Raw genomic sequence first — 23839 nt, 5'->3', positions numbered from 1 at the left:
TTGTGCACTTGATGATGGTTAGTCGGTGATGTTCAACGAGAGTCCAAGGCCAGGTTCGAGGGGTGCGATCCAGGAGCCATCTGTCCGGATGTGGCCAAGGGAATTCGCCAGTAAGGCCAACAGGCGATAGATGACTCCTATAGCATGTCAAATATTTCGCAATGTACTTAAAGGAGATAATTGTGGATTCGGGCAAAAAGGATATCGCCAAGCTCAATGAAGAGATCGTTCTCATTAGAAGCTACATTGATTATGCAAATAGCAAGGCGCGCTACAGCATCTTGCTAATTTCGATTGGCATACTCGGTGGGCTGGCTTATCTTGTTGACTATTTTGGATTCCAGTGGGATGGCATTGCGCCTTATGTAAAACTGTTGATGCTTGCTGTTTCTGTTCTTCTGTTTCTCTGGGGGGTTTTTCTTAGGTTTGTGCCTGGGGTTGAAGTTCAGGAACAATCAATCATTGACGACATGGTGACGTCTGGTGGGTCGGGGTATAGGACTGTCGGTCAACTTGAGATTGAACTACGTAGGATTCGCGATAGCAAAAAGAAGGAAATTTCTGAGGAGGCTCAGGGAGACGCGAAAGACAGAAGGAAGGCATACAGGGAAGATGCGGTTTTCTACGTCGAGGAACTTCGAAAAGAGAGCGACTTTTACAGGAAGGTGAGTAACATTGTCCAGGGGGTGGTAATTGTTGGATCGCTGATCGGTTCTTTTGCTGCGGCAAGCTCTTTTTTTGTCAGGGAGTATTCTTGGTTTGTTGCTGCCAATAGTCTGGCAATTGGGATTGCTTCAGGTTTTGCTGGTTACTGGAAGTATAAAGAGCGTAGTTTCTATTCCCAACAGACGGCTGATCTAATTGAGCATGAGATTGAGTCCTTTGATCTGGAGGTCGGGAGGTACAAGGAAGGAGAAGAGGAGAAAAATATACTTGCTTTTTCAAAGGAAATCTTGAAGCTGAGGCAGGATCAGAAAATGAGGCAGCAGAACCTCGATCAGCCCTCTTCTGGGGGGGAGGATTCGAGGAAATGAAAATGAACCATGTAGGTATACCCGCAGCGTTCCTTTCTGTGCTGTTTCTGGCAAGTTGCGCTTCCTCTTATGGAGATAAAGTCGGTTATCTAGAGGAAGTAGCTCAGCGGGGGGTGGAAGTCCATAAAATCATTGAAGACCTGGAGGGTGAGGAGGCTAGTGAGGAGCAGTGCGCTGAATCTAGCAGGTTGCTGAATACGGATCTTCCCCGTGTTGATCCTGATGAAAGAGAAGACTGGGAGAATCTTGTGGAAGGAGTTTTTGTCAGTGCTTGCGTTTCGGGAAGGTACTAATAAATCTGGGTTTGGCAAGCTGCTATTCACTCGGTTTTTTATTTCTTTTGTACTAATATCTTTCGCATCGGGCTGTGCGGCTGACTACGAGGAGAGGAATGATTACCTGTTGGAAATGGCCCAGAGGGGGGTTGAGGTGAATAAACTATTTCGGGGTCAAGGTCAAGAAATCACAGACGAACTGTGCATTTCTGCAAATCTTGCCTTGAATGATGATATTCCCTCAAATCGTTCCTGGGGGTACGGTCCGTCAGAGGAATGGGAAGAGCTTGTTCGAGAGACTTTTGTGAATGCCTGCATTTCGGGTGAATATTAAAGAGTTTGAATTCCTGGAATGGTGGGGTTGGAGTTTAACCAAACTCGGTCGAAGCTGCGTGCGTAGGTCTCGGCCATGTCGGGGGACAGCTCGCGGTTAACCTCGACCACGGGGGACTTCGCCGCTGGCACTCCATAAATGTGCTGATTGACAAGGAGTCTCTTCTCCGTCAGGTAGACGGAGTTGTACAGCACGGTCGAATGGGTTCGGAGTTCGAGACCGTCGACGTCCAGGAGCGTTCGGAATAGCAGTAGGGCGTTGCTAGCTCTTGCGGACAGGGCCTCTCCGATCCGCTCGTCTCTCCCGCGCTGTTTCACCGGCTCTGACTCCGGATCTCCGAGGAGGATGCGGACGCTCACACCTTCGCGTGCCCGCGCTTCGAGGAGACGTAGGATTCCCGCGTCGTCAGCGAGAAATAGGCCGCTGTAGACCAGGATGCCGATCTCCTGTTCCGCTTCGCTGAACAGGTCATGCCAGACCTCCCGGGGCACCTCCCAGCGGTGCGGATAGACGCGGCAGGCATGCTCGGAGAACGGGGCTCGCTCCTCGGTGGGCTGGCTGGCCTGCGACCAAAGACGGTTCTCCTGGACCTGGAGGAGGTCAGCCAACGCCCAGCGGTGTCGGGGGTAGGGCCGTTGGCCGGAGAGCCAGCGGCGGACGGTCTTAGGGTCTACGCCGAGGTGCGCGGCCACATCGGTCTCGGTGAGTTGGGCTGCGGCTAGTGCCTTACGCAGTGCAGCGTTCACGTCGGTGCCCTCCGGAGTGCGGGAACCCGACGATAACAGAAGACGTCCCTAGACGTCCCTCAAGTTGTCCGATACGTGGTACACATGTCCGCTCACTCAGAGCATCGTTTCCGCATGTACGAGGGCTCCGGAGCATCCCGCGATGTCGCCGTGAGCCTCACCCGATCTCAGCGGGGAGGAACATGCGGAACCTGATCCCACACCTTTGGACACGCGGGCCGACAGGACGTCGGGGCGTCAGGCTCGTGAAGCTGCCCGTGACGGAAGCTGCTGCGCCATGAGCGCGCGCTACCTGAACCCCTCGACCCTGCTGGCAGTCCGCTTCCTGGCCACGGAGACGTTGCGCCACCGCCGACCTCGTCGGGCCTCCAGAGTGCGGGCCTACAGCAACTCGTCCCCCGCACTCCGTTCGACTCCAACCGAAGGTGTGTTGGGCGCGGTCCTGGAGGGTCTACGCGGCCTGGAGGTGTCCTGGTGATGCCACCCCTGTGTTCAGAGAGCCGCCTGGACGAATCCGGATGCCGCTGCACCTGCGTCCTTGAACGAGGCCACGAAGGTGACCACCAAGACCTCAAAGGTGAGTACTGGGAACCGCCGGGGCTAACCCTGGCGAGGTTGAACCAGACCTGGGGGCGTACCCACCAGATCGCTTGGACGGGGTCGTTCTGGGTCGCCACCGCCCACTCGCGCGCCTCGCCTTGGCGCACCGAGGTCGAACCCACGCCGGCCCAGCTGGAGGAACGGCTACGCACCAGGGGAAAGGTTCAGCCCGCGGTTCCGACTCCTCGAAGGTCGTTGTGATCAGCCCCGATGACGCACCCCTAACCGCTGAGGAGGCGGCGGCTGTGGAGCAGCAAGGCTGCTATCTGAGCTGGCAGAACGAACAGGACATACGTCGCACCCGCTCGGCCCAGACCAGAGACACCAAGCTTCCCAAGGAGGGTGAGAGCACGTGAGCGAGCCGCCGCCGCTGATGTCCACAGCTGAAGAGTTGCTTACCCCGGGAGAAGTTGCCCGGATGTTCCGGGTGGACCCTAAAACGGTCCGCAAATGGGGTCAGCTGGGGAGGTTGACCTCGGTACTCACTCCAGGCGGGCATCATCGCTACCGCGAGAACGAGGTCCGCGCCCTGCTCGACCACGGCAGGACCACCGTCAACAACCCCAGCTGATCCCAACGACAACCAGGCTCATGCGCGGTCGAAGGCCCTTGGTCTCTCCTCGTCTCTTCGGCCGCGCGCAGCCGGGCCTGCCTCTCGCGCAGCTTCAGGAAGGTCCTCAAGTCTGGCTGACACTGGTGGACGTTTGGAGCAGCCATACTTTTGGTGCAGCCATATAGAGAGCGCATCTATTGCTCCGCTGTAGACCTTCCTGGAGGAACACGTTTGAGTCCGCGAACCCCGTGGGGGACGTACCACCAGATCGCGGACGCCCTGCGCTCCCGCATCACCAGCGGGGACCCGGCACCGGGTGACGGGCTTCCCTCCGAGGCTGCTCTGGGTAAGGAGTTCGGCGTCGCTCGCACCACCGTGCGCCGGGCCCTGGCCGAACTGGAGTCGGAGCGGCTGATCAAGGCCGTCCCGGGGACCGGCCGCGTCGTGTGCACCACCGAGGAACGCGAGAGCACACCCGGCGACGGTCCGCCTCCCTCCCAGTACCGGCGCATCGCCGCCGAACTACGGGAAAAGATCGCCGCCGGTGACCTCGCCCCCGGAGACGCCCTGCCCAGCGAGGCCGCCCTCGTCCGCCAGTACCGCGTCTCCCGGGGAACGGCCCGCCAAGCCCTCTCCGAACTGGAGGGAACCGGGCTCGTCATCGCCGTCCACGGCAAGGGCCGGTTCGTCCAAGGGCCCGAAACGCCCACAAGCTAGCCTGGTACATGTGGGACATGTTCACTGGGCGCGGGATCTCGCGCGAGAACTGCTCGAAGGACCCCTTCCCCGTCGCTGGGCGCACTCCCAGGGGGTAGCCGAACAGGCGCGCTCCCTGCGTCCGGTGCTCGGTGATGACGCCGACCTGGTCGAAGCCTCCGCCTGGCTGCACGACATCGGGTACTCCCCGGACCTGGCGACGACGGGCTTCCATCCCCTCGACGGCGCCCGGTACCTGCTCCACGTCCAGGAGGCAGACGAATCCCTGGTCTCCCTGGTCGCCTATCACTCCTGCGCCGTGGTCGAAGCCGAGGAACGCGGACTGCTGGCTCTCCTCAAGGACGAGTTCGCCGCTCCACCGGATGACCTGTTGGACGCCCTCACCTACTCGGACATGACCACCGGCCCAGACGGCACACACCTGCCTGTAGAGCGCCGACTGTCGGAAATCCTGGAGCGCTACGCCCCCGAGGACCTGGTCCACCGCTCCATCACCCGCTCCTCACCGCTGCTGACGACGTCGGTGCGATCCGTGGAACGGCGCCTGGCCGAGGTTCGGTGACCGCTCACCCGATGTGGGGAGGGCCTCCGGCAAGGAAGTGCTCGACGCGCAGCCGCATGGACCGGTCCATCCGGTAGCCGGTCAGCTCGTGCTTGGGCACCCAGACGACCTCCCTGGACTCGTCGCTCGGTGTGGGTTCACCGGAGAGCGGGCGCGCCGCGAACACCAGGGAGAACTCCTGCCGCGCTTCGCCGTCGCTCGTGTAGTAGATGATGTGCCTGGGGTCGCTGTAGATGCCGATGGTTCCGGTGATCTCGCAGTGGATCCCGGTCTCCTCCAGCGTCTCCCTCACCGCTGCCTCGGGAACGGATTCGCCCAGGTCCAGTGCGCCCCCGGGCACCGCCCAGTTGTCGTTGTCGGTGCGGCGGATCATCAGCACCTCGTCGCGCTCGTTGACCACGAACACGTTCACCGATGGGACGAGGCTGTTCGCCGCCGGGGCCCCGGGGTCGTCGTAGTAGTCAATCCGCTTGCCCATGCGTTCAGCCTTCCTCAGTCGAGCGGGGTCGCCTGCCCCCACACCTTCTCGTAGCTCTCCAGGTAGGTGCCGAACAGGGTCCCGCCGGGGATCTTGCGCAGGTGGAAGACCGGGGCCTCGGACGCCATGGCGCCGTACACGTGCGTGTTGACGATGAGTTGGTCGTCCGCACGGTAGAGGGAGTTGTACAGGGTCGTCCTGTGCAGGCGGAACTCCGTACCCTCGACGGCGCGCAGCGACCGGTACAACAGGATCACGTTCCGGATCTTCGCGGCCAGAAGTTCGTCTATGCCCTCGTCCCGTCCGCGCTGGGCGACCGCTTCGCTCTCGGGGTCCCCCAGCAGGAAGCGCACCCGCACGCCGGCCCTGGCCTTGTCCGCCAGCAGTTTGATCATGCTGGGGTCGTCCGCGAGGAAGAACCCGCTGAAGACGAGGACCGAGATCTCCTGCTGGGCGTTCTCGAAGACGCGCTTCCACAGGTCCTGCGGGACGCTCCACCGGTGCGGGTAGATCTCCACGATCTCGCTCTGTGAAGCGGCCTTGCTCTGGTCCGGGCTGAGCGCCTCCGGCCAGATGTAGGTCTCCTCCACGCCGAGGAAAGCCGCGACCGCGTAGCGGTGACGACGGTAGGGGGTGCGCCCCTGTGTGATCCAGCGCTCCACGCTCTTGGCGTCCACGCCGACCTCGTCGGCCACATGGGCCGGGGTGACCCCCCGCTGGAGCAGCGCGGCTCGCAACCTCTCGTTCGGCATGTACCTCAGGTTCGCAGGATGTCTGGGGACGCGCTCACATTATCGAGACGTCCTGAACACGTCCAGCCATGTAGTGATCTCGTCCCGGCCCTGCGGGCCACAGTGGGACCGTACCGATAACCCGTCCAGGGGGCGGAGACGACAACAGCAGACCACGGCGTCCGGTGAACTCTGGTCGCCAGATTCGATACATGCTATACATGTATCGATTCCTGGTCGGGGGAGTCGGATCTGATTCCGACCAAGGGTCATGACCTGCGTGAACGATGAGAAAGGACTGGCCAGATGGCTATTCAGGGTGCGTTGCCGGTGGCGTTCGGGGCGGTGTTCCCGCACGGTGCGTTCGCGTTGGGGGTGGAAGCGATCACCGACTTCGAGACCAAGCGTCCGCAGACGGACAAGGACTCGGGGTTGCCGCTGTGGGCGGTGGACGTGATCGACGCCGACCCCGAAGCGCGCGGTAAGGCCAAGTCGGTGAAGGTCAAGGTCGCCGCCGAGGTGTGCCCGACTCTGCCGGACGAGGTTCCGGGGCTGCCGTTCCGCCCGATCGAGTTCGAGTCCATGGCGGTCATGCCCTACGTGGACGACTCCGGTCGCCGCCCCCGGGTGGCGTACTCCCTGCGCGCCCGTGGCGTGAAAGCTCCCGGTGCTGGTGGTCGCCGTGCTGTTCCGGCCAAGGAAGCCGCCTGACCCTGGCTCAGATGTGAAAGCGGGGCGGCCTGGTGCGCCAACACCGAGCCGCCCCTGTGAACCCCTACCCGAACCCTGCGAAAGCTTCGTGAAGAGGTGTCTTCAGTATGTCCGATTACCCCCGTGACCTGTCCGGCCTGAGCGGCCCGGAACTGGTCCGCCTGCTCCTGGATGCGACCAACCCCCCGCCCACCACGGACGCCGAACGGGCGGACTTCTTCGACTTCAAGGCACGGGTGTTCGCGACCCTCGCCCACCGGGAGGAGAACCCGACCGCCGAGGCGATCGCCGCCCGTGCCCGCTCCGACCGTGACCGGCTCCTGGCCCGGCTCGAGGACCAGAACCGGAGTGGTCGGTGATGCCTCAGTCCAAGGTGGGCTCCGCCCAGACCTCTCCGACCCTGCCCACCCCCGCCCACGGGGTGCGGTGGACGACCCCGATCGTGGAAACCCCCGGCATCGTGGTGCTGGGCTCATGGATCTGGCGCCTGATCCGGTTCCTGGTGACGCTGCCGTTCCGGTTCCCCGTCATGGTCGCTTGCCTAGCCTCCTCGGCTGGGGCCTGGTGGTGGTTCGAGTGGCCCGGACTCGCCACCCTGTGGGGCCTGGCCGCTGCTGCCTCCCTGGCGTGGTGGCGCGTCTGGCCCGACTCCTACCGGCCCTGGGTCACCCTGCGCCTGCTGGCCTGGTGGCGGCACGTGTTCGTCTACCGGCGCCACTGGCAACCCGTCCTGGTCATCTCCGGCCTGGCCGAGTCCTACCAGGAGCGCCGCTACCTGCCCAGGATTCGTCGCGTCACCTGCTCAGAATGGGCCGACTACGTCCGTGTCACCCTGGTCGCCGGCACCTCACCGGCCGACTTCGAGACCCGCGTGGCTGAACTCGCGCACGGCTTCCAGGCTCCCTCCTGCCGCGTGGTGGTGAACGGACCCCGCAGGATCACGCTGGAGTTCCCCCGACACGACACCTTGGCCGAACCCCTCGACGCCCTGGACGTCCCGGACACGGCGGACCTGACCGCGCTGCCCATCGGCCACCGGGAAGACGGCTCACCCTGGCTGCTGCGCCTGCACGGAACCCACGTCCTCGCAGCCGGGGTGACCGGCTCCGGGAAAGGATCGGTGATCTGGTCGGCCATCCGCGCGATGCTCCCCGCGATCGCCGACCGGACCGCGCAGGTGTGGGCGCTGGACCCCAAGCGCATGGAACTGTCCTACGGACGGGACCTGTTCGCCCACTACACCGACGACGGCGAATCCGCGGTGGCACTCCTCGAACTGGCTGTGGCCGACATGCAGAACCGGGCCCGCCGCTACGCGGGCAAGCAGCGCTCCCACATACCCAGCAGGAAGGACCCCTTCGTCCTGGTGGTCATCGACGAGGTCGCGTTCCTGACCGCCTACCACCCCGACCGGGACGTGCGCCGCCGTGCTGAGAACGCCATCGCCACCTTGACCTCTCAGGGGCGCTCGGTCGGGTTCTCGGTCCTGGCCGCACTCCAGGACCCCCGGAAGGAGGTCATGAACCTCCGGAACCTGTTCCCCGACAAGGTCGCCCTGAGGTTGGACGAGGCGTCGCAGGTGGACATGGTCCTCGGGGAGGGGGCGCGGGACCGTGGGGCGAACGCGCACCTGATCGACCCCACCCTTCCCGGGGTGGCCTACGTGCGCATGGAGACTTCTCCGGCCCCGGTGCGGGTCCGTGCCGCCTACGTCTCGGACGAGGACATCACCGCGATGTCCAACGCCTACGGCTCAGTTTCCTCCTCGGGTGGTGAATCCTGTTGATGCGCGCGGTACTGGGACCACATCGCACGGTGCACCATGACCGCGAATCCCAAGATGAGGCCCCACGCGACAGTCATTCCGTACGGCTTGCCGCCAATGATCGGTGGCGTCAAGACGAAGACGACGTTCATCACGAAAACGGCGGTCAAGCCCACCAGTGGCCACGACTTGGGACGTTCGGGCTGCATGGGGTGGGGGCTCCCGCTTTGTGGTTGTGGGGGTGGGCTGATGCCGACGCCTACCGGTAAGTCAACGAGGGCCGAGCGGCTCGCGCAACCCCTGGCCCGTGAGGTGGCCGAACAGGTCGCCGCCGACCACGGCGTGTGCATCCGCCCGGTGTCCCTCCGACGTACGAACATCGCCACCGGTGCCACCGAGGTCATCGACGTCCCCTGCGGGTCCACCCTGGAATCCCGGTGCCCTGCCTGCGCCCGTCGTAAGAGGTCGCTGCGGCGGACCCAGTGCGAAGAGGGCTGGCACTTGACCGCCGAACCTGTCGTGAAGCCCGACCCTCCGACTGAACAGCAACGGGCCTGGGTGGAACAGCGTGCGATGGTGACCGCTGAACGGGACCGGATTGCCTCCACAGGCAACACTGACCCCGAACAGCTCGCAGCCCTGGACGCGGCCATCGCCGGGCTGGACGAGGACATCACCGCGTCGGGCCTGCGGGGCTCCGTCACACGCTTTGGTGATTCTTCGGGCTCGCGCCGGGTGCGCTCGACCAGGCGTCGTCAGGACGCACCGGATCTGCCCAAGCGGCCCATGACGAGAAAGACGGTCGGCCGTGCGTTCACCGATCCCGACTCCGGGAAGGTGTTCCGGCCTTCCCTGTTCCTCACCCTGACCCTGGACTCCTACGGGCGGGTGCGCTCGGACGGAACCCCGGTCGTCCCGACCACGTACGACTACCGGCGGGCCGCCCGGGACACGCTGCACTTCTCCAAGCTGGTGGACAGGTTCGTGCAGAACCTGCGCCGGGTCGCCGGGTTCGACGTCCAGTACTTCGCCGCCGTCGAACCCCAACGCCGCCTGGCACCCCACCTGCACATGGCCACCCGGGGAACCATCCCCCGGGCCGAACTCCGGCAGATCGCCGCCGCGACCTACCACCAGGTCTGGTGGCCGGCCGCCGACCGCGTCGTCTTCGAGGGCGACTGCCTCCCGGTCTGGGTCACCGATGCCGGAACCTACCTCGACCCCACTACCGGGGAAGTCCTCCCGACCTGGGACGAGGCGTTGGACGCCCTCGATAAGGCCCCGGACGCCGAACCCTTCCACGTGGTCCGCTTCGGAAAGCAGGTGGACGCCAAGGGGGTCGTGGCCGGAACCGAGGACGCCGCCCGGTGCGTGCGCTACCTCGCCAAGTACCTGACCAAGGACATCGCCGACTGCCACGCCACCGAGACCGTCCGGCAGGAACAGCACGCGGACCGGCTCATGCAAACCCTCCGGTACGAGCCCTGCTCGCCCCGCTGCGCCAACTGGCTCCGGTACGGCATCCAGCCCGACCAGGCCAAGGCAGGTCTGCGCCCCGGGTTCTGCCGCTCCAAGGCCCACCGCCGCGAACACCTGGGCTACGCCGGACGCCGTGTCCTGGTCTCGCGCAAGTGGTCCGGCAAGACCCTCGCCGACCACAAAGCCGACCGACTCACCTGGGTCCTCAACACCCTCGGAGTCGACCCCGTCAACGAGGACCAGGGCGACGGGGACAACCCCCGCCCTCCGGCACTGGCCTCGGTCGCCTCCGGCTCCTTCGAGTGGGAGCTGGCCAAACCCACCGACCCCGACGTGGCACCCCGCGAACGGCGACTACTCCGGGCGGTCGGTGAAGCCCTCCGACGCCTGGCCCAACTCGACGCCGCGCGGCGGGACGACCTGTCGGCAATGGACGAGACGAGGGCCGCATGATCCCACCCACCGCCCCCTTCTCCCGCCCCGAACCGGGCCTGTGGTCGGTCACCGAGACCGCCGCCTACCTCCGCATCCCGCCCAAGACCCTCTACGAGTGGCGCTACAAGGGCGACGGACCGCCCTCCCACCGCGTCGGCCGGTACGTGCGCTACGTGCCCGCTGAGGTCCACGCCTGGGTCACCTCTCGCTGAGCTGTCCGAAAGGAATCCCTCATGGCCCGTGCATGGGTCTACGACCGCACCAACGACAAGGCGTACGTGGAGGCAGTGAAGAAGGCGAAGGCCGCCAAACGCACGCCTCCCGCCCGGTGGCTGGTCCGCTACTACGACCCCTCCGGGAAGATCAAGAGCGGCGGCACCTACAAGAAGAAGCCGGACGCCGAGAAGCGGCAGACCGAGATCGAGAACAGCCTCCATGAAGGCTCCTACCGCGACCCCTCGGCCTCGAAGGTCACCCTCGGACAGATGGCTGAGAAGTGGCTGAGCACCCGGACCGACATCAAGCGGTCCACCTGGTGGAAGTACCGCTCTCTGCTCGACTCGCACGTCCTTCCCCGCTGGGCGGATCTCCCGCTCTCGGCAATTCACGGGGAGGACGTCGCCGTGTGGGTGGCCCAACTCCAGAAGCCGCGGGAACAGGGCGGTGCCGACCTCGGGGCTTCCCAGACCCGGCGGGCGCACGGGGTGCTGTCGATGGTCTTGCAGTGGTGCGTGCCCCGGCGGCTGTCCGCCAATCCGGCACGGGGCGTTCCTCTCCCCAAGTCCTCCGAGGCCGAACACGTCTACCTCGACCACACCCAGGTCGAGAGGCTGGCAACCGCCGCGGGTTCCCTGCGCACCCGGTACGACCAGTTCACCGCGACCGCGCACGTCAACCGGCCGCTGATCATGCTCCTGGCCTACACGGGGCTGCGGTGGAACGAGGCCGCTGCTCTGCGGGTGGGGAGGGTCGACCTGGACGGGCGGCGCATCCGGGTGGTGACGGCCTTCGCGGAAGTGGAGGGGGAACTCATCGAACAGCTCCCCAAGTCGGGGAAGTTCCGCACGGTGCCCCTGCTGCCGTTCCTGGTGGACGAACTCCGTCCGTTCGTCCAGGGGCGCGGGGATGACGACCTGCTGTTCACCACGCGTCGGAACGCTCCCCTGCGGCTGCGCAACTGGCGCAACCGGGAGTTCGGCAGAGCCGTCAAAGCGGCGGGGCTGGACGAGACCGGGCTCACGCCCCACAAGCTCCGCCACACGGCGGCGTCCCTCGCCATCGCAGCCGGCGCCGACGTGAAGGTGGTGCAGGCGATGCTCGGGCACGCGACCGCCACAATGACTCTCGACCGGTACGGGCACCTGTTCCCGGACCGTCTGGACGAGGTGGCCGAGGCGATGGACTCCGCGCGGCTGCGGATGCTCGCCGCCTGAGGCCGGACCGAAGACAGGCCCGGCCAATGTGCACTGAATGTGCAACGCACCCCTGACAGGGCTCTTCGACGTGGGCGCACAAAAGAGAGCGCCCGGCCTGTGGTTAGCAGGTCGGGCGCTCTTCTCCACTGTCTCAAGGTGGTGCACTCGGGAGGACTCGAACCCCCAACCTTCTGATCCGTAGTTGCGCGCCGGTAGATCGCAGAAGCTCGTGATGGTCCACTGACCAGCGGTTTTGATCTACGGCGAACAACCCCGAATCACCACGGTTTTACGCCAGTAGCTACACCCGTTGCTACACCTGACCCTCAAAATGAAGCGGCCCCGAGCGGTGTCCTACCACCGCGCCAGGGCCTGGTCCACCACCTGAACACAGCAGGAGAAGACCTATGTCCACCGTACCGCGCCCCGTGCGCGCCGGCTTCGTTCCACTCGCCGATGTCCGTACCCTCCTCGACGCGATCGAGGGCGTGCTCGACATGCCGACCGTCGACATCCCGGACGCGCTCCGCTACCGGCTCGCCCACGCCTCGGGCGTGGTGTCCACCGTCACCGACGAGCGAGGCATCCGGGCCGCGGCCCCCGTTCTCCGCCGCGTGGTCGACAGCGCGAAGGACGGTGTCCAGTGAGCGCCCCCAGCACCCCCGAGCGCGCGCCGCTCTCCGACGGGCAGAAGTTCGGCCTCGGCCTGGCCGTGACCGGGATGCTCGCCGTCGGCGCCTACGGCCTGGTGATCTCGTACTGGACCGTCCGGGAGCTCGCGGTGAAGCTCCACATGCCGCTCCCGCACATCTTCCCGATCGGCATCGAGGGCGGCATGATCGCGGTCCTTGCGATCGACATCATGCTCACGTGGATCGGCCGGCCGATCGGGTGGCTCCGCCAGGTCGCCCGCGCGCTGTCGGCGACGGCGATCTCGATCAACGCCTACGCGGGCGCCGAGTACGGCCTGGCGGCGGTCGTCATGCACGCGCTCGCCCCGGCGATCCTCATTGTCGGTGTCGAGGCGCTCCGCCATCACCTCCTCGTCGTCCTCCAGGTGCCCGAGGAGCGGGAGCCGATCCCGCGCGGCCGGTGGGCGCTGGCACCCCTGTCCACCGTGGCGATGTGGCGGCGGATGGTCCTGTGGCAGCAGCCCCGGTACTCCGACGCGCTCGACACGCACCTGGACCGACACGAGGCCATCGCCGAGTTGAAGCGCGCGTTCGGGTGGCGGTGGAAGAAGGCGATCCCCGCCGGCCTCGCGTACCGGCTGTCCGTCGGCGTCCGCCTGGAGCAGTCCACGGCCGAGGTCCGCCAGCTGCTCGCCGACCACTACGCGCACACCGAGGAGGACGTGCGCACGCTCACCGTGCGCGAGGTCCCGACCGCGCGCACGCCGCTCGCCCCCGTGCCGTGGACCGAGCCCGCGCGTGTGCCGCTGAGCGCGCGCACGCACATCGTCGTCGGCGGCGACCGCGCGGACGGGCACGTCGACCCCGGGGTGCGCGCACTGCTCCCGATCGAGTGCGCGGCGAACGCTCGTGCCCGTGCGCAGGCGCACGCCGAGGGGGCGCGCGCGGTCGCGCAGATCGAGGACTGGCGTGCACGCGAGCAGGCCGCGAGCATGCGCACGAGGATGCGCGCCGAGGCGCTCGCCACGGCCGCCGGAGGATCCCCGCGCGCACTGTCCGCGCGTGAGCACATCGTGCCTGAGCAGGGATCTGACCGCACCGCGCGCACTCCGGAGGGCGAGCACGCACACAAAGGCGGGGCCTCCCCCGGGCGCGTGCTCCCCGCCGTCGAAGCGCGGCGCCGGGCCGGGCTCGCCACCCGCGAGCGCATCGCCGCGCACATCGACGCGCACCCCGAGCATGACGCCGAGCAGATCGCGAGCGTCGTGGGGGTGAGCGCGTCCACGGTGCGCCGGCACCTGCGCGAGATCCGCACGGCCGCGTAGCCTGGCCGCGTTCCGTCGGCGGCGGGCGCCCCGGGTGCTACGCGGCACCCGGGGCCTTGGTCCCTTCCCGGTGTCGGCGCGCCGGGGTACAGTGCTCGTGGGACATGCATCGGGTATGCATGACGAAGAACCCCCGGCTTCGGCCGGGGGTTCTTCGTTTCCAGGAAGCTACCTGCGGGTCGTGGTCAGCAGAGCGGCCCACTCGCCGATGGGGAACGAGATGTGCCCCTGGGCGCGGTTCTGGGTGTCACGGACAGCTGCGCCGGTCGGTGCGCCGGCTACCTCGACGCAGTTCTCCTGCCGGGCGCTGCTGTAGCTGGACTTGCGGAAGGTCAGGGTGTGGGACATGTCGAGCATCGGGTGTGCTCCTTCTCGGGTCAGGTCACGGACTCCAGCACCTCGGTGATGAAAGCGGTCGAATCATCCACCGAGAGCGCGGATGCCTGGGCGTAGTCGTACAGCAGCTCGTGCTGGCGGATGTCGCCTTCCTCTTCGAGGAAAAGGGTGTTGAGGCCGCTGGTCTCCAGGTATACACAGCTCGGGTCCTCTGGGAAGTCCATGATGGTGAATCCGCCAGGCATCACCGCGTGCGGCCCCAGACGATTCGGGAGCACCTGGACACGAAGGGTCGGGCGCTGTACGTCGAGCAGGTACTGGAGCTGGTCGGCCAGATCCGGAGTGATTTTGCGGAGGGCGGCCTCGTCGATCACGGCCCACAGCTTCGGGGCGTCCGGCCGCGCGAGGATCTGCTTCCTAATCATCCGGGCTTCGACGCTGCGGGCGATGGTGTCCTCATCGGTGATGCCGTGGCCGCGGATGACTGCGCGGGCGTAGCTCTCCGTTTGGAGCAGACCGGGGATGAGCAGGGTCTCGATGGTGCGGATGGATGAGGTCTCCATCTCCATGCCGACGTAGGCACCCTTGCCGAGCACGTCCGCGTAGCCGACCCACCAGCCCTTGAGCCGGGACTGTTCGGCGAGCGTGATGTAGGCGCCGCGCTCTGCCGGGTCCGTGACCTTGTAGACGTCCAGGAGCTTCTCGATGTCGCGCGGGTTCGGGAGGACCCACTCGTCGCGCTCCATGCGGGTGAGCTTGCCCCGCGAGAACCCTGCCTTCTGGGTGGCGGCGTCCGAGGTGAGTCCGGCGGCTTCTCTCAGCTCGCGTAGCTTCCGCGCCAGGCGACGCCTGCGCACGGTCGGGCTGCCTGCCACGTCGTCGTCTCCTCTCGGGTCTCCTGCGGTGCCTCCTGATCTTACGTCCGGGCGCTGAGAATCAGACATTTCACTCACCTCTCACATTGGGGTTGACGAATCTTCTCAGGTTCAGCAATCAGTCTCCATGTGAGCATTGCAGATTTCTAGTAGATGAGTGACTATGGCTGCACCCGATGTTGTCCGCCGGACTTCCCATCCGGCACCACACAGGAGGTGTGCGCCATGTCGCGCTACCTGCATCCTTCGGCTTTTGAGGCCGTTCGCACCATCGCCTCGGAGGTCATGCGAACCCGTCGGCCCCGTCGCGCCGCCCGAGCCCGGGGATACATCCCTGAGCCGCTGCCCGCCCCCGACGCCCTCGACGTCCTGAACTCGGTCCTCGGCGGCCTCCACCGCCTGGGGGTGAGGGCCGCATGACGCTCGTCTGCGACCTCCGCGAACTTCCGACCATGGCGGCGCTCACCGCATGGGCCGCCGCTCACGGGGCCCGCGTCACCTACCTGGGCCCCGACCTGCAGGGGCACGCGGTCTACGCGGCCCGGCGCGGCCCCGTGATCCGGGTGGCGGTCGCTCCGGTCCGCGACCCGCACCCGCAGCCGGTGTCCTGGGAGAGCCCGCTGGAGACCCTCCCTGAGGACCCGCCGCCGCTGACGGCCGCCGAAGCGGTCGGCCGGGCGCTGGTCGCTCCGCCCGGGTCCCTCGACGGGCCCGCCGGCGCTCTCCAGGCGGTCCTCACTGCGGCCATTCGCGCCGCCCTCTGAGACTGGGCGCGGCCCCTACCAAGGGGGCGGGGCCGCGCCCTTCCACACCTCCCCGAGGAGTACGGCGTGGACGGTTCCACCAGGTGCGAGAAGACCGCCAGCGGCAGTCACGACTACATCCCGGACCCGGCTGACCCGAAGTACCCCGACATCCGAACCATGCGGTGCCGCCACTGCGGCGACACCATCACCCACACCCGTGGGTGACAGACCAGAGAGAGCAGGCACGATGACCGAGAAACCATCCCTCATGGCAGACGGGCGCGTCGGGACGGGCGTGGTCGCGTCCATCCTGGGCGTCGGCACGGAGACGGTCCGAAGGTGGAGCCTCGAAGGGAAGCTGGCTGCGGTCACGACCCCGGGCGGGCACCGCCGGTACGACCCGGCCGAGGTCCGAGAGCTGCACCGGGTGCGCGCGGCCACGGCCGTGAAGAAGTGCGACACCTGCAATTGGCCGGTGGACGACTGCAAGTGCCCCCCGCGCCGCTAGGCCAGGAGGTCGGCCACGTGGGCGCGGAGCGGATCCGCGAGGTGAGGGTGGTGCCCGTCCTGCACCGCTGTCCACACTTCGGCCGCGGCGAACAGGAGGGCAAGCTGCCCGGTGTCGCCCGAGAGGACGTCCGAGAACAGGTCTCGAACCCGGGCGGCCACGGACGGCACGGCCAGGCTGTACGTCAGCAGGGTCGCGGCGTCCGTCCCGGCCGGGGCGAGTGAGAAGCCTTCCCAGTCCAGGACCGTCAACCGCGGTGAGAGGAGGTTCGACCAGTGGAAATCGCAGTGCGAGGGAACCCACGTGATGGGGACGTCCGCGTACCGGTCACCCGCCATGGCGGCCACCCACCGGCGGACCCGGCGCGCGGTCCGGCCGGGCCCCGCCCAACCGGCGGAGGCGATTTCGTCGTGAGCGGCGCGGAGGTCCTTCCACCACGTGTCGTCAACGTCTGGGGCGCAGGTGAGGGCGGGGTCCGCGGACGGCGGGGACCCGGCGACACGCTCGAACACATGGGCGCGGGCCTGCCGGGCCTGGTCCTCCTCGACGTCCCACACGTCCCACGTGGCCGAGTCGAGGAGCCTCGGCATCGGCACCCGGTGGCCCAGCTGTGCCGCGGCCTCCTCGATGGCGTCGGGGCGCATCCACACCACGGAGTCGGCCACGGTGCCGACGCGCACCCACACCCGGTCGCCCTTCGCGGTGCGGGCGGGGCCGGTGACCGTTGCCGCCGCGTACCCGATCCGCTCGGGCCCGTCCGGGACCAGGGCGAGGCGGTCAAGAGCCTGGTGAAGATCCTGCTCGGTGTACTTCATCCTCGCGCCCCTCCTGTCGGCCAGGGCCGCGAAGGTAGCACAGGAAATCTGATCACTTCATAGGAAGAGAGATTCGATGCTGACGCTTACCGGAAAGCACGAGAAGCAGGACGACGATTTCCCCGCCCCGTTCGGGTTCGGCGGTGGGAAAGGCGGCGAAGGCGACTTCCCGTGCGAAGGCGAGATGACCCACTAGGGCCCTTCACCCCGCGCGCCCGGCTGGCCTCCCGGTACCGGCTGGGCGCGCGGGACCCACAGACCACCACCCATGGCCCGGCCTCTGCGCGCCGAGGCCACCGGGGCCGCCGGACCGGAGACCCGGCGGCCCCGCACGCGGACGGCTGCTCTCCTGAGATCGCAGCGGCCAACGCGAAGACCGCCCCCGCCCACCGTGAGGTGAGCGGGGGCTCCCCAACTACGGCTGAGCAGGCCGCGTGTTGTCAGGCACTTCGCGCTACGGTGCGTCAAGCTGGGCAGACGCCATCTCGATATCCATGGGGAGCCCATGCGCTCACGCTCTATCCTTGCTGTCGCCTTCGCCGTAGTTCTTGCTGTCGGCTGCACATCCGACGAGGAAGCGCCCGCCGACGAGGGCATGGAAGGGACGGAGGAGTACGAGGAGCCGGACACCGAGATGGATGACGGTACCGCCGAACTGGGCAGCACCCACGACTTCGGTGACGGCGTCACCATCGCCATGGTGGACCTGCGCCGCGAGGTTGCTGAGGACGCGTACAACCCGACCACCGGCGAAGACGGGGCTTTGCCGTATGTGGCGTGGTCGTGGGAGCTGACCAACGGCACCGGTGCTCCACTGCAGTTGGGTGGGATGACGGGCACCTGCCATGTCGGTGACCCTCTGGAAGAGGTCGAGCAACCGCATCTGGGTCAGTCGTTGAACCCGCCGGATAGGCTCTCCAGCGGGCAGACCGCGACGTGGGAAGCGGACTGCTTCATGAATGAGGACGAGACGGCACTGCAGTACACCCTGGAGCTGTACGACCTTGACAGCGTGCCGCTGTACTCGGTGACGTTTGCTGGTGACGTGCCGTAGACCGATCCCTGGACACGACGAACCGCCCCCGCTCTCCCGGAGGAAAGCGGGGGCGGTTCGCGTGCGGGGCCTACTGGCCAGCGCCCTCCAGGCGGCGCCACACGTAGGCGGCCACCGGCGGCACGAGCGCCTGGACGGCCGCGGCGATCGTGACGGCCTCGCCGGTGGAAAGCAGGTCGGTCAGCACCGTGGCCACGACCAGGAGCAGGCCGGCCAGCCCCGACCCGATCACGGTCTGGGCGAGGGTGCGGAGCCCGCGGGTTCGGGCGTCACGCTCGGGTGTGGGGGCGGGAGCCGGGGATGCGTGCATGGTCACTTCCCTCCCTGCTTGCGCGCGACGGCGGCGATCAGCTGGGCCAGGGCGTGGCCCGTGATCGTGTCGCCGTAACCCTTGGCCGCCTTCGAGCCGACGTCCTTGCGGCACAGGCGGACCGCCTCGGCGGTGCCCCGCCCGTACTCGCCGTCGACCCCGGCCTCGCCGAGCGCGGAGCCGCGGCCGGCCAGCCGCGCCAGTTCCTGGACGGCCTTGACGCCGTCGCCCTTGTCGCCGATCTTCAGTCCGAGCAAGTCGTCCTCCATGGTGTGGGTGGAGCTGATGCCCCACGAGCTGGTGTTGTCGTAGGGGCCCGTGGACCGGCCGTCGGAGCCGACGCCCACGGACACGTGCATGTGCGAGGAGTGCGGGTTGGACCCGCCGTAGGACCGCCACCCCTCGCCCGCGCGGGTGCGCGACCAGATGCGGCGGTTCCAGATCAGGTACTTCAGCGCGGGGTGCCCGCCGGTGCGGAGCCGCTCGGCGAGCTGGTTCATGTCCGCGCCGCCGGCGGGGTCGTGGGTGATGTCGATCGCGCACACGACACCCGCGCTGTTCGGGTTGTGGTCGGACGCGGTGCGGGAGTGTGCGGCGTCGCCGATGCTGCCGTCGCTTCTCTTCGAGCGGCGGGGCGCGGTGGCGTTCACCTCCCCCCGGAGCTGTTCCAGGGAGCGGGCGAGTCGCCAGGACATAGGGCCTCCAGGGCATGACGAAGGGCCCGGCGTAAAACCGGGCCCCGGGAATGGGTGGGTGGTCAGTCGGTGGGGTCGGAGGACGGCGGGGTGACGAAGGTCTGCTGGACCGTCGGCACCGTCGGCGGACGGGGCTTGCTGACCTCCCGTTCGACGCGGTCCAGGGCGTCACGCATCGAGTGACCCGAGTTCGGGTGCAGCTCGTGCTCCACCCGGGCGACTCGGCCGTCGACCCGGGCGACCTGCTCCTCGACGCCGCCGACCCGCTGGTCGAGGTCGGCTAGGCGCTCCATCGCCCCCGGTCTGGCGGGGTGACCCGGCCTTGGGGGTTCGCCGCCCCAGTCGTCCAGGAAGTGGCCGACCCGGCGGGCGAGTCGCCACCCGGCGGCGGTCAGCTTCCAGAGGCCGAGCAGCGCCCCGACGACGGCGCCGGCCCCGATGATCCACGCGCCGAGGGTGGTTGCGTCCGGGGTCATCCGGTCCTCGTGACCTTCAAGAACGACTCCGGGGCGACCCAGGACTCAGCGGCGTTGGATGTCTTCTGGGCCCAGCAGAACCGGATCTCGCCGCGTGCGGTGACCAGGGCACGCCACCGTTCCGAGCCCCACCCGCGCTGTCCGGACCCGGAGGTCAGGCCGTAGACGGCCTCCGTGGCGAGCCCGTTGGCGGTGTGGCGGCCCGGGTCGGAGTTGCGGCCCGTGGCGTCCGCACCGGTGCCGCGCGTGAACCGGATGCCGGAGATGGCGACCACTCCGCTGTCCACGGACCAGTTCGTGCGCACACCTCCGGACCCGGCGGTGCCCGCGTACCCGAACTCCAGCTCGATGTCGTAGGTGCCGGGGTCCAGGGTGATGCGCAGGTCCGGGTCGGCCGTCGGGGTGCCGGTCGACGTGCGCGCCTGAAGCTCCGTCTTCTGGACGTAGACCGGGGCGGACTCCATGAGCCTCTCGGCGGTGATCCTCTGCCCGGCCAACCAGGGGAACGGCATGGGACTCCTCTCTTTACAGGGCGACAATCAGGGGCTGGGCCAGACGCACGTCCGTACCCGTCCCGTGTCCCTTGACGATGTTGTTGATGGAGCGGATGACGGTGAACGCCTGCCCCGCGGCGCTCGGCGCGATGCCGGTGACGCGGACGACCTCCCCACCCAGGACCACGTCGAGCGGGAAGTCGCCGGGGTGGGCGGACGTGGTGATCCAGGGCGGTCCCTGGACGGTGGCCACGTCCAGGACGGTGTCGGTCGCGGAGACGGGGGCGGCCAGGACGGACCCCGCGGTGTCGGCCCGGTCCGGGGCGGACGGCTCCACCACGGCCGGGCCCGTCTCGGGCACCTCCCCCACCGTCCACGGGGACGCCGGTGTGCAGGTGAGCACCAGGTCCCACGCGAAGGCGTTGATCCGCTCCTCGTAGCCCTGCACGATCAGGTCCAGGGCGCTCGACTGGGTCCAGAGCGGGGGGTTCAGGATGCGGATCCGGTCCCCGGTGTCCAGGCCGATCAGGTCCGGGATGTGCTCCCGCATACGAGGATTCGCGAGGTTCAGGTGGATGGTCGGCCACCGCAGCTCATCGACCGTGCCCAGGTGCAGCCTCCACCCGGCTTGGTCGGGCAGCTGGGCGTCGTCGGCCAGGCTGAGCGTGACGGACTCGTCGTAGCGGCCCACCCGGTTCACGCCGAGCGGCCCGTCCTCGTCCACCACCTGGTAACTGGACCCGGACGCGCGTTTGACCTCGACGTCGTTGCGCGTGTTCTGGTCGTCGTCCTGGGGCTCCACCGGATCGGAGATCGTCCCGGCCCGGTAGTCCAAGGTGATGACGGGCGGCTGGTTGTACAGCGTCGACCGGGCCCGGTACATCAGACCGAGATCGTCCCTCGGTTCGCCGGGCACGCCCAGGTCTGCGTCCGTCGCCGCACCCACGCCCTCCAGCAGAGTGCCGGCGGGCTCGGGGCCCAGGGCGGTGTTGGCGTCCCCGGTCACGAGGATCGGCACGCCCTCGCTGGTGCCGAGCCGGGAGAGCCGGGTGGCGGTCGTCTCCCCGGCGAAGCCGCTGAACGAGGTGAAGTAGCCGTTGGAGTAGCGGGCGCCCCACGCGGTGATGTGTCCGATCGCGACGTCGCCCAGGGCCGCCCCGAACACGGTGTTGATCCGGGAGAGCGTGCCCACGCCGGGGCTGTAGGTGTAGGTGTGCTGCCCTCCCCGGTACTGCTCGGCCGCATCGGCGATGTCCAACCGCGTCACGCACAGGGGGCCCGTCCACGCGATGATCCGCAGTCGCGCCCACTGCCCGTAGACCAGCGGGGCGTCGGTCTGGTCGGTGTACATCGACCAGGAGCCGAGCAGCGCCCCGTCGGGGTCGTAGGTGTAGGCGGCGATGATCGGCCGCCCGTCGGTCCACTGCCGGGTGATCACCCGCACCCGCACCGTTGATGAGGTGACGTCGAGTAGGTCCTGGTTGGTCGTGGCCTCGGTCGGCTCGGCCATGCGCACGAGCATGTCGACCTCCCACGAGCCGGTGCCGATCGACCGGATGGGGCCCGACTGGATCCGGGCGCCGGGCCGCACGGTCGGTAGGGCCTCGGACGTGGCCAGGCTGTCCTCCTCGGCGAACACGAGTCCGGACGTGAGGAGGGGGCCGGCCGTGCCGGAGACCTCGGCGGCCGAGCCCGCGGCGGACCCGTCCTCCATCGGCCAGTAGGCGAGTGGCCGGTAGGTGGGCAGCACCCGGCGCAGCGTGCTTCGGAGCGGCTTCGCACCCTGACCGAGACGGCGGCTGATCCCCGCCGCGGCCACGGGCACCCACACGTCGGTGTCCGACAGCGACCACCGCGACGGCCAGCTGCTCACCTCCCCGTAGAACCGGCACGCGGACGACACGGGGACGGGCTCGCGGATGGTGATGCCCCGGAACGCCACGGTCAGCGGCAGCACGGTGGCGTCCGCCGACGGGCTCACCACGGCCTGGAACTCGACCGGGCCGTCGCCGACGATGTCCTCCACCCACCCCTGGGCCAGCCACGCCGCGGGCTCTGGGGTCCCGGCGGGCCACACCTTGACCTTGATGGAGGGCCCGTCGGCGAGCACCCGCGCGGTCAGCTTCTCCCCGGCGGCGTAGGTCACCGCGGGGGCGACCGCGTCCACCGGTGTGACCGGGGAGATGGCCGCGCCCCTGTAGGCGTTGATGTGCGCGGACACTCGGCACCGGCCGTCCGGGGCACCACCGAAGACGCGCACCGAGATCGTGGTGCGCAGCGAGTACAGGAGCCCCCCGACCATGTGCCTGCGGATCTCCAGGTTGCAGAAGACCGCACCGGGGAGCATGCCGCGCGGCAGGTCGGACAGGGAGAACGTCCACACGGCGTCGAGGTCTGCGGGCATGGGCGGGGTGCGGGCGCCGGGCAGGGTGTTGATGGTCCCCATCTCCATCCGGCCCGCCCCTTCCCCGACCCAGACTCGGTTGGTCGCGTGGTCGGTGAAGACCTGCCAGGGCTGGCCGGTGTCGGCGGTGCCCCACCCGGAGGACACCGTCCGCGAGAACGCATCCCTCAAGATCACGGCCCCCGGCTCGGGCAGCTCGCCGACCCGCACCCGCAACGGCGTGTTCCGGCCGAGCCTCCCGTAGTACGGGCCGAGCGGGTTGCGCGGGCTGTAGCGGCCGTGGCGGTTGTTCAGCATCAGGGACAGCGAGGACGGGTCGGCGCGGGCGGCCTCGTCGGCCCGGCCCCGCCCGATGGCCACGTCCTCCTCCACCCGCACGTCGCCGGTGATGTCCACCCACTCCTCGCCCAGGAGGATCTCCGCGGTGAGCGCCGGCGGGAAAGTGGGCCGGAAGGTCCCGCGCACCACGGCCGGGTGTGCGGCCAGGGGCAGGGTCGCGGATGCGCCGAAGCGCCCCTCCCGCGCAATAGCGGCCGGGGCGGCGGTCAGGTCGCCGACCGTCCCGGCCGCGGCCAGGGTGGCGTGCCGGGTGATGGCCGCAGACCCGGACAGAGGCAGGGAGCCCGTGGCCCGGATCGGCCCGTCGTCCAGAGCGGCAGTGATGGTCGCCGACCCGGCCAGCGGCAGGGCCCCGGACGCGGAGAACTGCTGGTGGGTCGGCCACGGGCCCAGCCACTCACCCTCCCCGATCCTGATCTGGTCGATGTAGGGAGTAGGGGCCGAGGCGATCCCGGCGCCCTGGGTGAAGATGCCGCCGACGGTACTGCCCGCCGCCCTGCCCTCGGAGTACTCGTAGTCCGGGGCCCCGGTGGAGTGGACGTCGGTCCAGTAGAGCCGGTACGCCATCCGCTCCAGGGTCGCGGAGACCTCCACCCGGACCCACCGGCCGATGAGCTGGGCGGCCGTCTCGGCCGGGACGGCATGGGTGCCCAGAAAGTACTGTCCGGACTCGGTGGCCAGGTACAGCTCGGTGATGATGTTCGCGTCCCGGACCCGCAGCCACGTCCCCTGGGGCACCAGCAGATACGCCGAGATCGAGTACTCGTTCAGGGTGGGGTAGTGCAGCCACACGTCGCCGTGCGGCGTGCCCGCGTCGGTGCCCAGGCGCAGGGACGCGCCACCCATCACCGCCTGGTCGCCGTACCTGACGGCGTCCGGCGGCGGGTTGTTGCGCAGCCCCGCGATGGGGTTGCCGTAGGCGGCGCTGTTGGCGACCGTGACGCTCTGCCCCGGCGTGCCGTCGAAGCTGTTGGACCAGACGATCGCCACGAGGG

The 23839-nt window shown here is 67.9% G+C and carries 28 protein-coding genes; 17 read left to right on the top strand and 11 right to left on the bottom strand.

The annotated features are described in order from the left end of the window. Positions 1–161 precede the first annotated feature (161 nt). Entirely contained in the window at positions 162–1034 is an 873-nt protein-coding gene (locus ACQPYD_RS32260) for an SLATT domain-containing protein (protein ID WP_433699131.1), read from the top strand. 210 nt (positions 1035–1244) lie between these two features. Continuing rightward, positions 1245–1643 (top strand): hypothetical protein, encoded by a 399-nt coding sequence (locus ACQPYD_RS32255; protein ID WP_433699130.1) that lies wholly within the window; start codon positions 1245–1247, stop codon positions 1641–1643. Here ACQPYD_RS32255 and ACQPYD_RS32250 read toward each other — a convergent pair. Continuing rightward, positions 1640–2389, bottom strand: a complete 750-nt coding sequence (locus tag ACQPYD_RS32250) for an XRE family transcriptional regulator (RefSeq protein ID WP_433699129.1) — start codon at positions 2387–2389, stop codon at positions 1640–1642. The two genes, ACQPYD_RS32255 and ACQPYD_RS32250, sit on opposite strands and share 4 nt — an antisense overlap. 973 nt (positions 2390–3362) lie before the next feature. Between ACQPYD_RS32250 and ACQPYD_RS32245 the strand changes: the two genes are divergently transcribed. From ACQPYD_RS32245 to ACQPYD_RS32235, 3 genes are all read left to right on the top strand, one after another. Further along, positions 3363–3560 carry a BldC family transcriptional regulator gene (locus ACQPYD_RS32245; protein ID WP_433702197.1) on the top strand — a complete coding sequence of 66 codons (198 nt, stop codon included), beginning with the start codon at positions 3363–3365 and terminating at the stop codon, positions 3558–3560. A 213-nt stretch (positions 3561–3773) separates the two neighbouring features. Then, positions 3774–4259, top strand: a complete 486-nt coding sequence (locus ACQPYD_RS32240; protein WP_433699128.1) for a GntR family transcriptional regulator — start codon at positions 3774–3776, stop codon at positions 4257–4259. Positions 4260–4383: 124 nt separating this feature from the next. Beyond that, positions 4384–4821 (top strand): phosphohydrolase, encoded by a 438-nt coding sequence (locus ACQPYD_RS32235; protein ID WP_433702196.1) that lies wholly within the window; start codon positions 4384–4386, stop codon positions 4819–4821. Between the two features lie 4 nt (positions 4822–4825). Here the strand turns inward: ACQPYD_RS32235 and ACQPYD_RS32230 are convergent, their stop codons facing one another. Both ACQPYD_RS32230 and ACQPYD_RS32225 read right to left on the bottom strand, forming a co-directional pair. Further along, positions 4826–5299, bottom strand: a complete 474-nt coding sequence (locus ACQPYD_RS32230; RefSeq protein WP_433699127.1) for an NUDIX hydrolase — start codon at positions 5297–5299, stop codon at positions 4826–4828. A 14-nt stretch (positions 5300–5313) separates the two neighbouring features. Further along, positions 5314–6051: a DUF5919 domain-containing protein gene (locus tag ACQPYD_RS32225; protein WP_433699126.1), complete on the bottom strand. Its 738-nt coding sequence runs from the start codon at positions 6049–6051 to the stop codon at positions 5314–5316. A 285-nt stretch (positions 6052–6336) separates the two neighbouring features. Here ACQPYD_RS32225 and ACQPYD_RS32220 point away from each other — a divergent pair, with 285 nt between their 5' ends. The 8 genes from ACQPYD_RS32220 (at position 6337) to ACQPYD_RS32185 (ending at position 13792) form a co-directional block, all read left to right on the top strand. Then, entirely contained in the window at positions 6337–6741 is a 405-nt protein-coding gene (locus tag ACQPYD_RS32220) for a plasmid replication, integration and excision activator (RefSeq protein ID WP_433699125.1), read from the top strand. Positions 6742–6848: 107 nt separating this feature from the next. Continuing rightward, entirely contained in the window at positions 6849–7100 is a 252-nt protein-coding gene (locus ACQPYD_RS32215; protein ID WP_433699124.1) for a hypothetical protein, read from the top strand. Continuing rightward, entirely contained in the window at positions 7100–8527 is a 1428-nt protein-coding gene (locus tag ACQPYD_RS32210; protein ID WP_433699123.1) for a cell division protein FtsK, read from the top strand. The genes ACQPYD_RS32215 and ACQPYD_RS32210 overlap by 1 nt, the downstream gene beginning before the upstream one ends. Before the next feature lie 228 nt (positions 8528–8755). Further along, positions 8756–10438: a replication initiator gene (locus ACQPYD_RS32205; RefSeq protein WP_433699122.1), complete on the top strand. Its 1683-nt coding sequence runs from the start codon at positions 8756–8758 to the stop codon at positions 10436–10438. Continuing rightward, positions 10435–10632 (top strand): helix-turn-helix transcriptional regulator, encoded by a 198-nt coding sequence (locus tag ACQPYD_RS32200; RefSeq protein WP_433699121.1) that lies wholly within the window; start codon positions 10435–10437, stop codon positions 10630–10632. The genes ACQPYD_RS32205 and ACQPYD_RS32200 overlap by 4 nt, the downstream gene beginning before the upstream one ends. A 21-nt stretch (positions 10633–10653) precedes the next feature. Then, positions 10654–11853, top strand: coding sequence for a tyrosine-type recombinase/integrase (locus ACQPYD_RS32195; RefSeq protein WP_433699120.1), 1200 nt, complete (start codon positions 10654–10656; stop codon positions 11851–11853). A gap of 389 nt (positions 11854–12242) precedes the next feature. After that, positions 12243–12482: a hypothetical protein gene (locus ACQPYD_RS32190; protein ID WP_433699119.1), complete on the top strand. Its 240-nt coding sequence runs from the start codon at positions 12243–12245 to the stop codon at positions 12480–12482. After that, entirely contained in the window at positions 12479–13792 is a 1314-nt protein-coding gene (locus ACQPYD_RS32185; RefSeq protein WP_433699118.1) for a DUF2637 domain-containing protein, read from the top strand. The genes ACQPYD_RS32190 and ACQPYD_RS32185 overlap by 4 nt, the downstream gene beginning before the upstream one ends. 168 nt (positions 13793–13960) lie before the next feature. On the opposite strand, the gene ACQPYD_RS32180 is transcribed toward ACQPYD_RS32185, so the two are convergent. Both ACQPYD_RS32180 and ACQPYD_RS32175 read right to left on the bottom strand, forming a co-directional pair. Further along, entirely contained in the window at positions 13961–14149 is a 189-nt protein-coding gene (locus ACQPYD_RS32180) for a DUF397 domain-containing protein (protein WP_433699117.1), read from the bottom strand. A 20-nt stretch (positions 14150–14169) separates the two neighbouring features. Beyond that, a complete protein-coding gene (locus tag ACQPYD_RS32175) occupies positions 14170–15003 on the bottom strand; it encodes a helix-turn-helix domain-containing protein (protein WP_433699116.1) in 834 nt (277 codons plus the stop codon). A 416-nt stretch (positions 15004–15419) separates the two neighbouring features. On the opposite strand from ACQPYD_RS32175, the gene ACQPYD_RS32170 reads away from it, so the two are divergent. The 3 genes from ACQPYD_RS32170 (at position 15420) to ACQPYD_RS32160 (ending at position 16257) form a co-directional block, all read left to right on the top strand. Beyond that, the gene (locus ACQPYD_RS32170; RefSeq protein ID WP_433699115.1) at positions 15420–15767 is read left to right on the top strand and encodes a hypothetical protein; all 348 of its coding nucleotides are present in this window, start codon (positions 15420–15422) and stop codon (positions 15765–15767) included. Between the two features lie 66 nt (positions 15768–15833). Beyond that, positions 15834–15974: a hypothetical protein gene (locus ACQPYD_RS32165; RefSeq protein WP_433699114.1), complete on the top strand. Its 141-nt coding sequence runs from the start codon at positions 15834–15836 to the stop codon at positions 15972–15974. A 22-nt stretch (positions 15975–15996) separates the two neighbouring features. Further along, positions 15997–16257 carry a MerR family transcriptional regulator gene (locus ACQPYD_RS32160; protein ID WP_433699113.1) on the top strand — a complete coding sequence of 87 codons (261 nt, stop codon included), beginning with the start codon at positions 15997–15999 and terminating at the stop codon, positions 16255–16257. Here the strand turns inward: ACQPYD_RS32160 and ACQPYD_RS32155 are convergent. Next, positions 16254–17072: a phosphotransferase gene (locus tag ACQPYD_RS32155; protein ID WP_433699112.1), complete on the bottom strand. Its 819-nt coding sequence runs from the start codon at positions 17070–17072 to the stop codon at positions 16254–16256. The genes ACQPYD_RS32160 and ACQPYD_RS32155 overlap by 4 nt on opposite strands. Positions 17073–17577: 505 nt before the next feature. Here ACQPYD_RS32155 and ACQPYD_RS32150 point away from each other — a divergent pair. Beyond that, complete coding sequence (locus tag ACQPYD_RS32150; protein ID WP_433699111.1) at positions 17578–18126, top strand: hypothetical protein; 549 nt, start codon at positions 17578–17580, stop codon at positions 18124–18126. A 70-nt stretch (positions 18127–18196) separates the two neighbouring features. On the opposite strand, the gene ACQPYD_RS32145 is transcribed toward ACQPYD_RS32150, so the two are convergent. From ACQPYD_RS32145 to ACQPYD_RS32125, 5 genes are all read right to left on the bottom strand, one after another. Further along, positions 18197–18436: a hypothetical protein gene (locus ACQPYD_RS32145; RefSeq protein WP_433699110.1), complete on the bottom strand. Its 240-nt coding sequence runs from the start codon at positions 18434–18436 to the stop codon at positions 18197–18199. Positions 18437–18438: 2 nt separating this feature from the next. After that, entirely contained in the window at positions 18439–19131 is a 693-nt protein-coding gene (locus ACQPYD_RS32140; RefSeq protein WP_433699109.1) for a peptidoglycan-binding domain-containing protein, read from the bottom strand. Positions 19132–19193: 62 nt separating this feature from the next. Beyond that, on the bottom strand, positions 19194–19607 hold the full coding sequence (locus ACQPYD_RS32135; protein ID WP_433699108.1) for a hypothetical protein: 414 nt from the start codon (positions 19605–19607) through the stop codon (positions 19194–19196). Beyond that, a complete protein-coding gene (locus tag ACQPYD_RS32130; protein WP_433699107.1) occupies positions 19604–20119 on the bottom strand; it encodes a hypothetical protein in 516 nt (171 codons plus the stop codon). The genes ACQPYD_RS32135 and ACQPYD_RS32130 overlap by 4 nt, the downstream gene beginning before the upstream one ends. Before the next feature lie 13 nt (positions 20120–20132). Continuing rightward, positions 20133–23834: a hypothetical protein gene (locus tag ACQPYD_RS32125; RefSeq protein WP_433699106.1), complete on the bottom strand. Its 3702-nt coding sequence runs from the start codon at positions 23832–23834 to the stop codon at positions 20133–20135. Between the last annotated feature and the right edge of the window lie 5 nt (positions 23835–23839).

Origin of the sequence: Nocardiopsis sp. CA-288880 (assembly GCF_050955985.1) — a bacterium.
Taxonomy (GTDB): domain Bacteria; phylum Actinomycetota; class Actinomycetes; order Streptosporangiales; family Streptosporangiaceae; genus Nocardiopsis; species Nocardiopsis tropica.
This window is presented reverse-complemented; position numbering and strand designations above follow the sequence as displayed.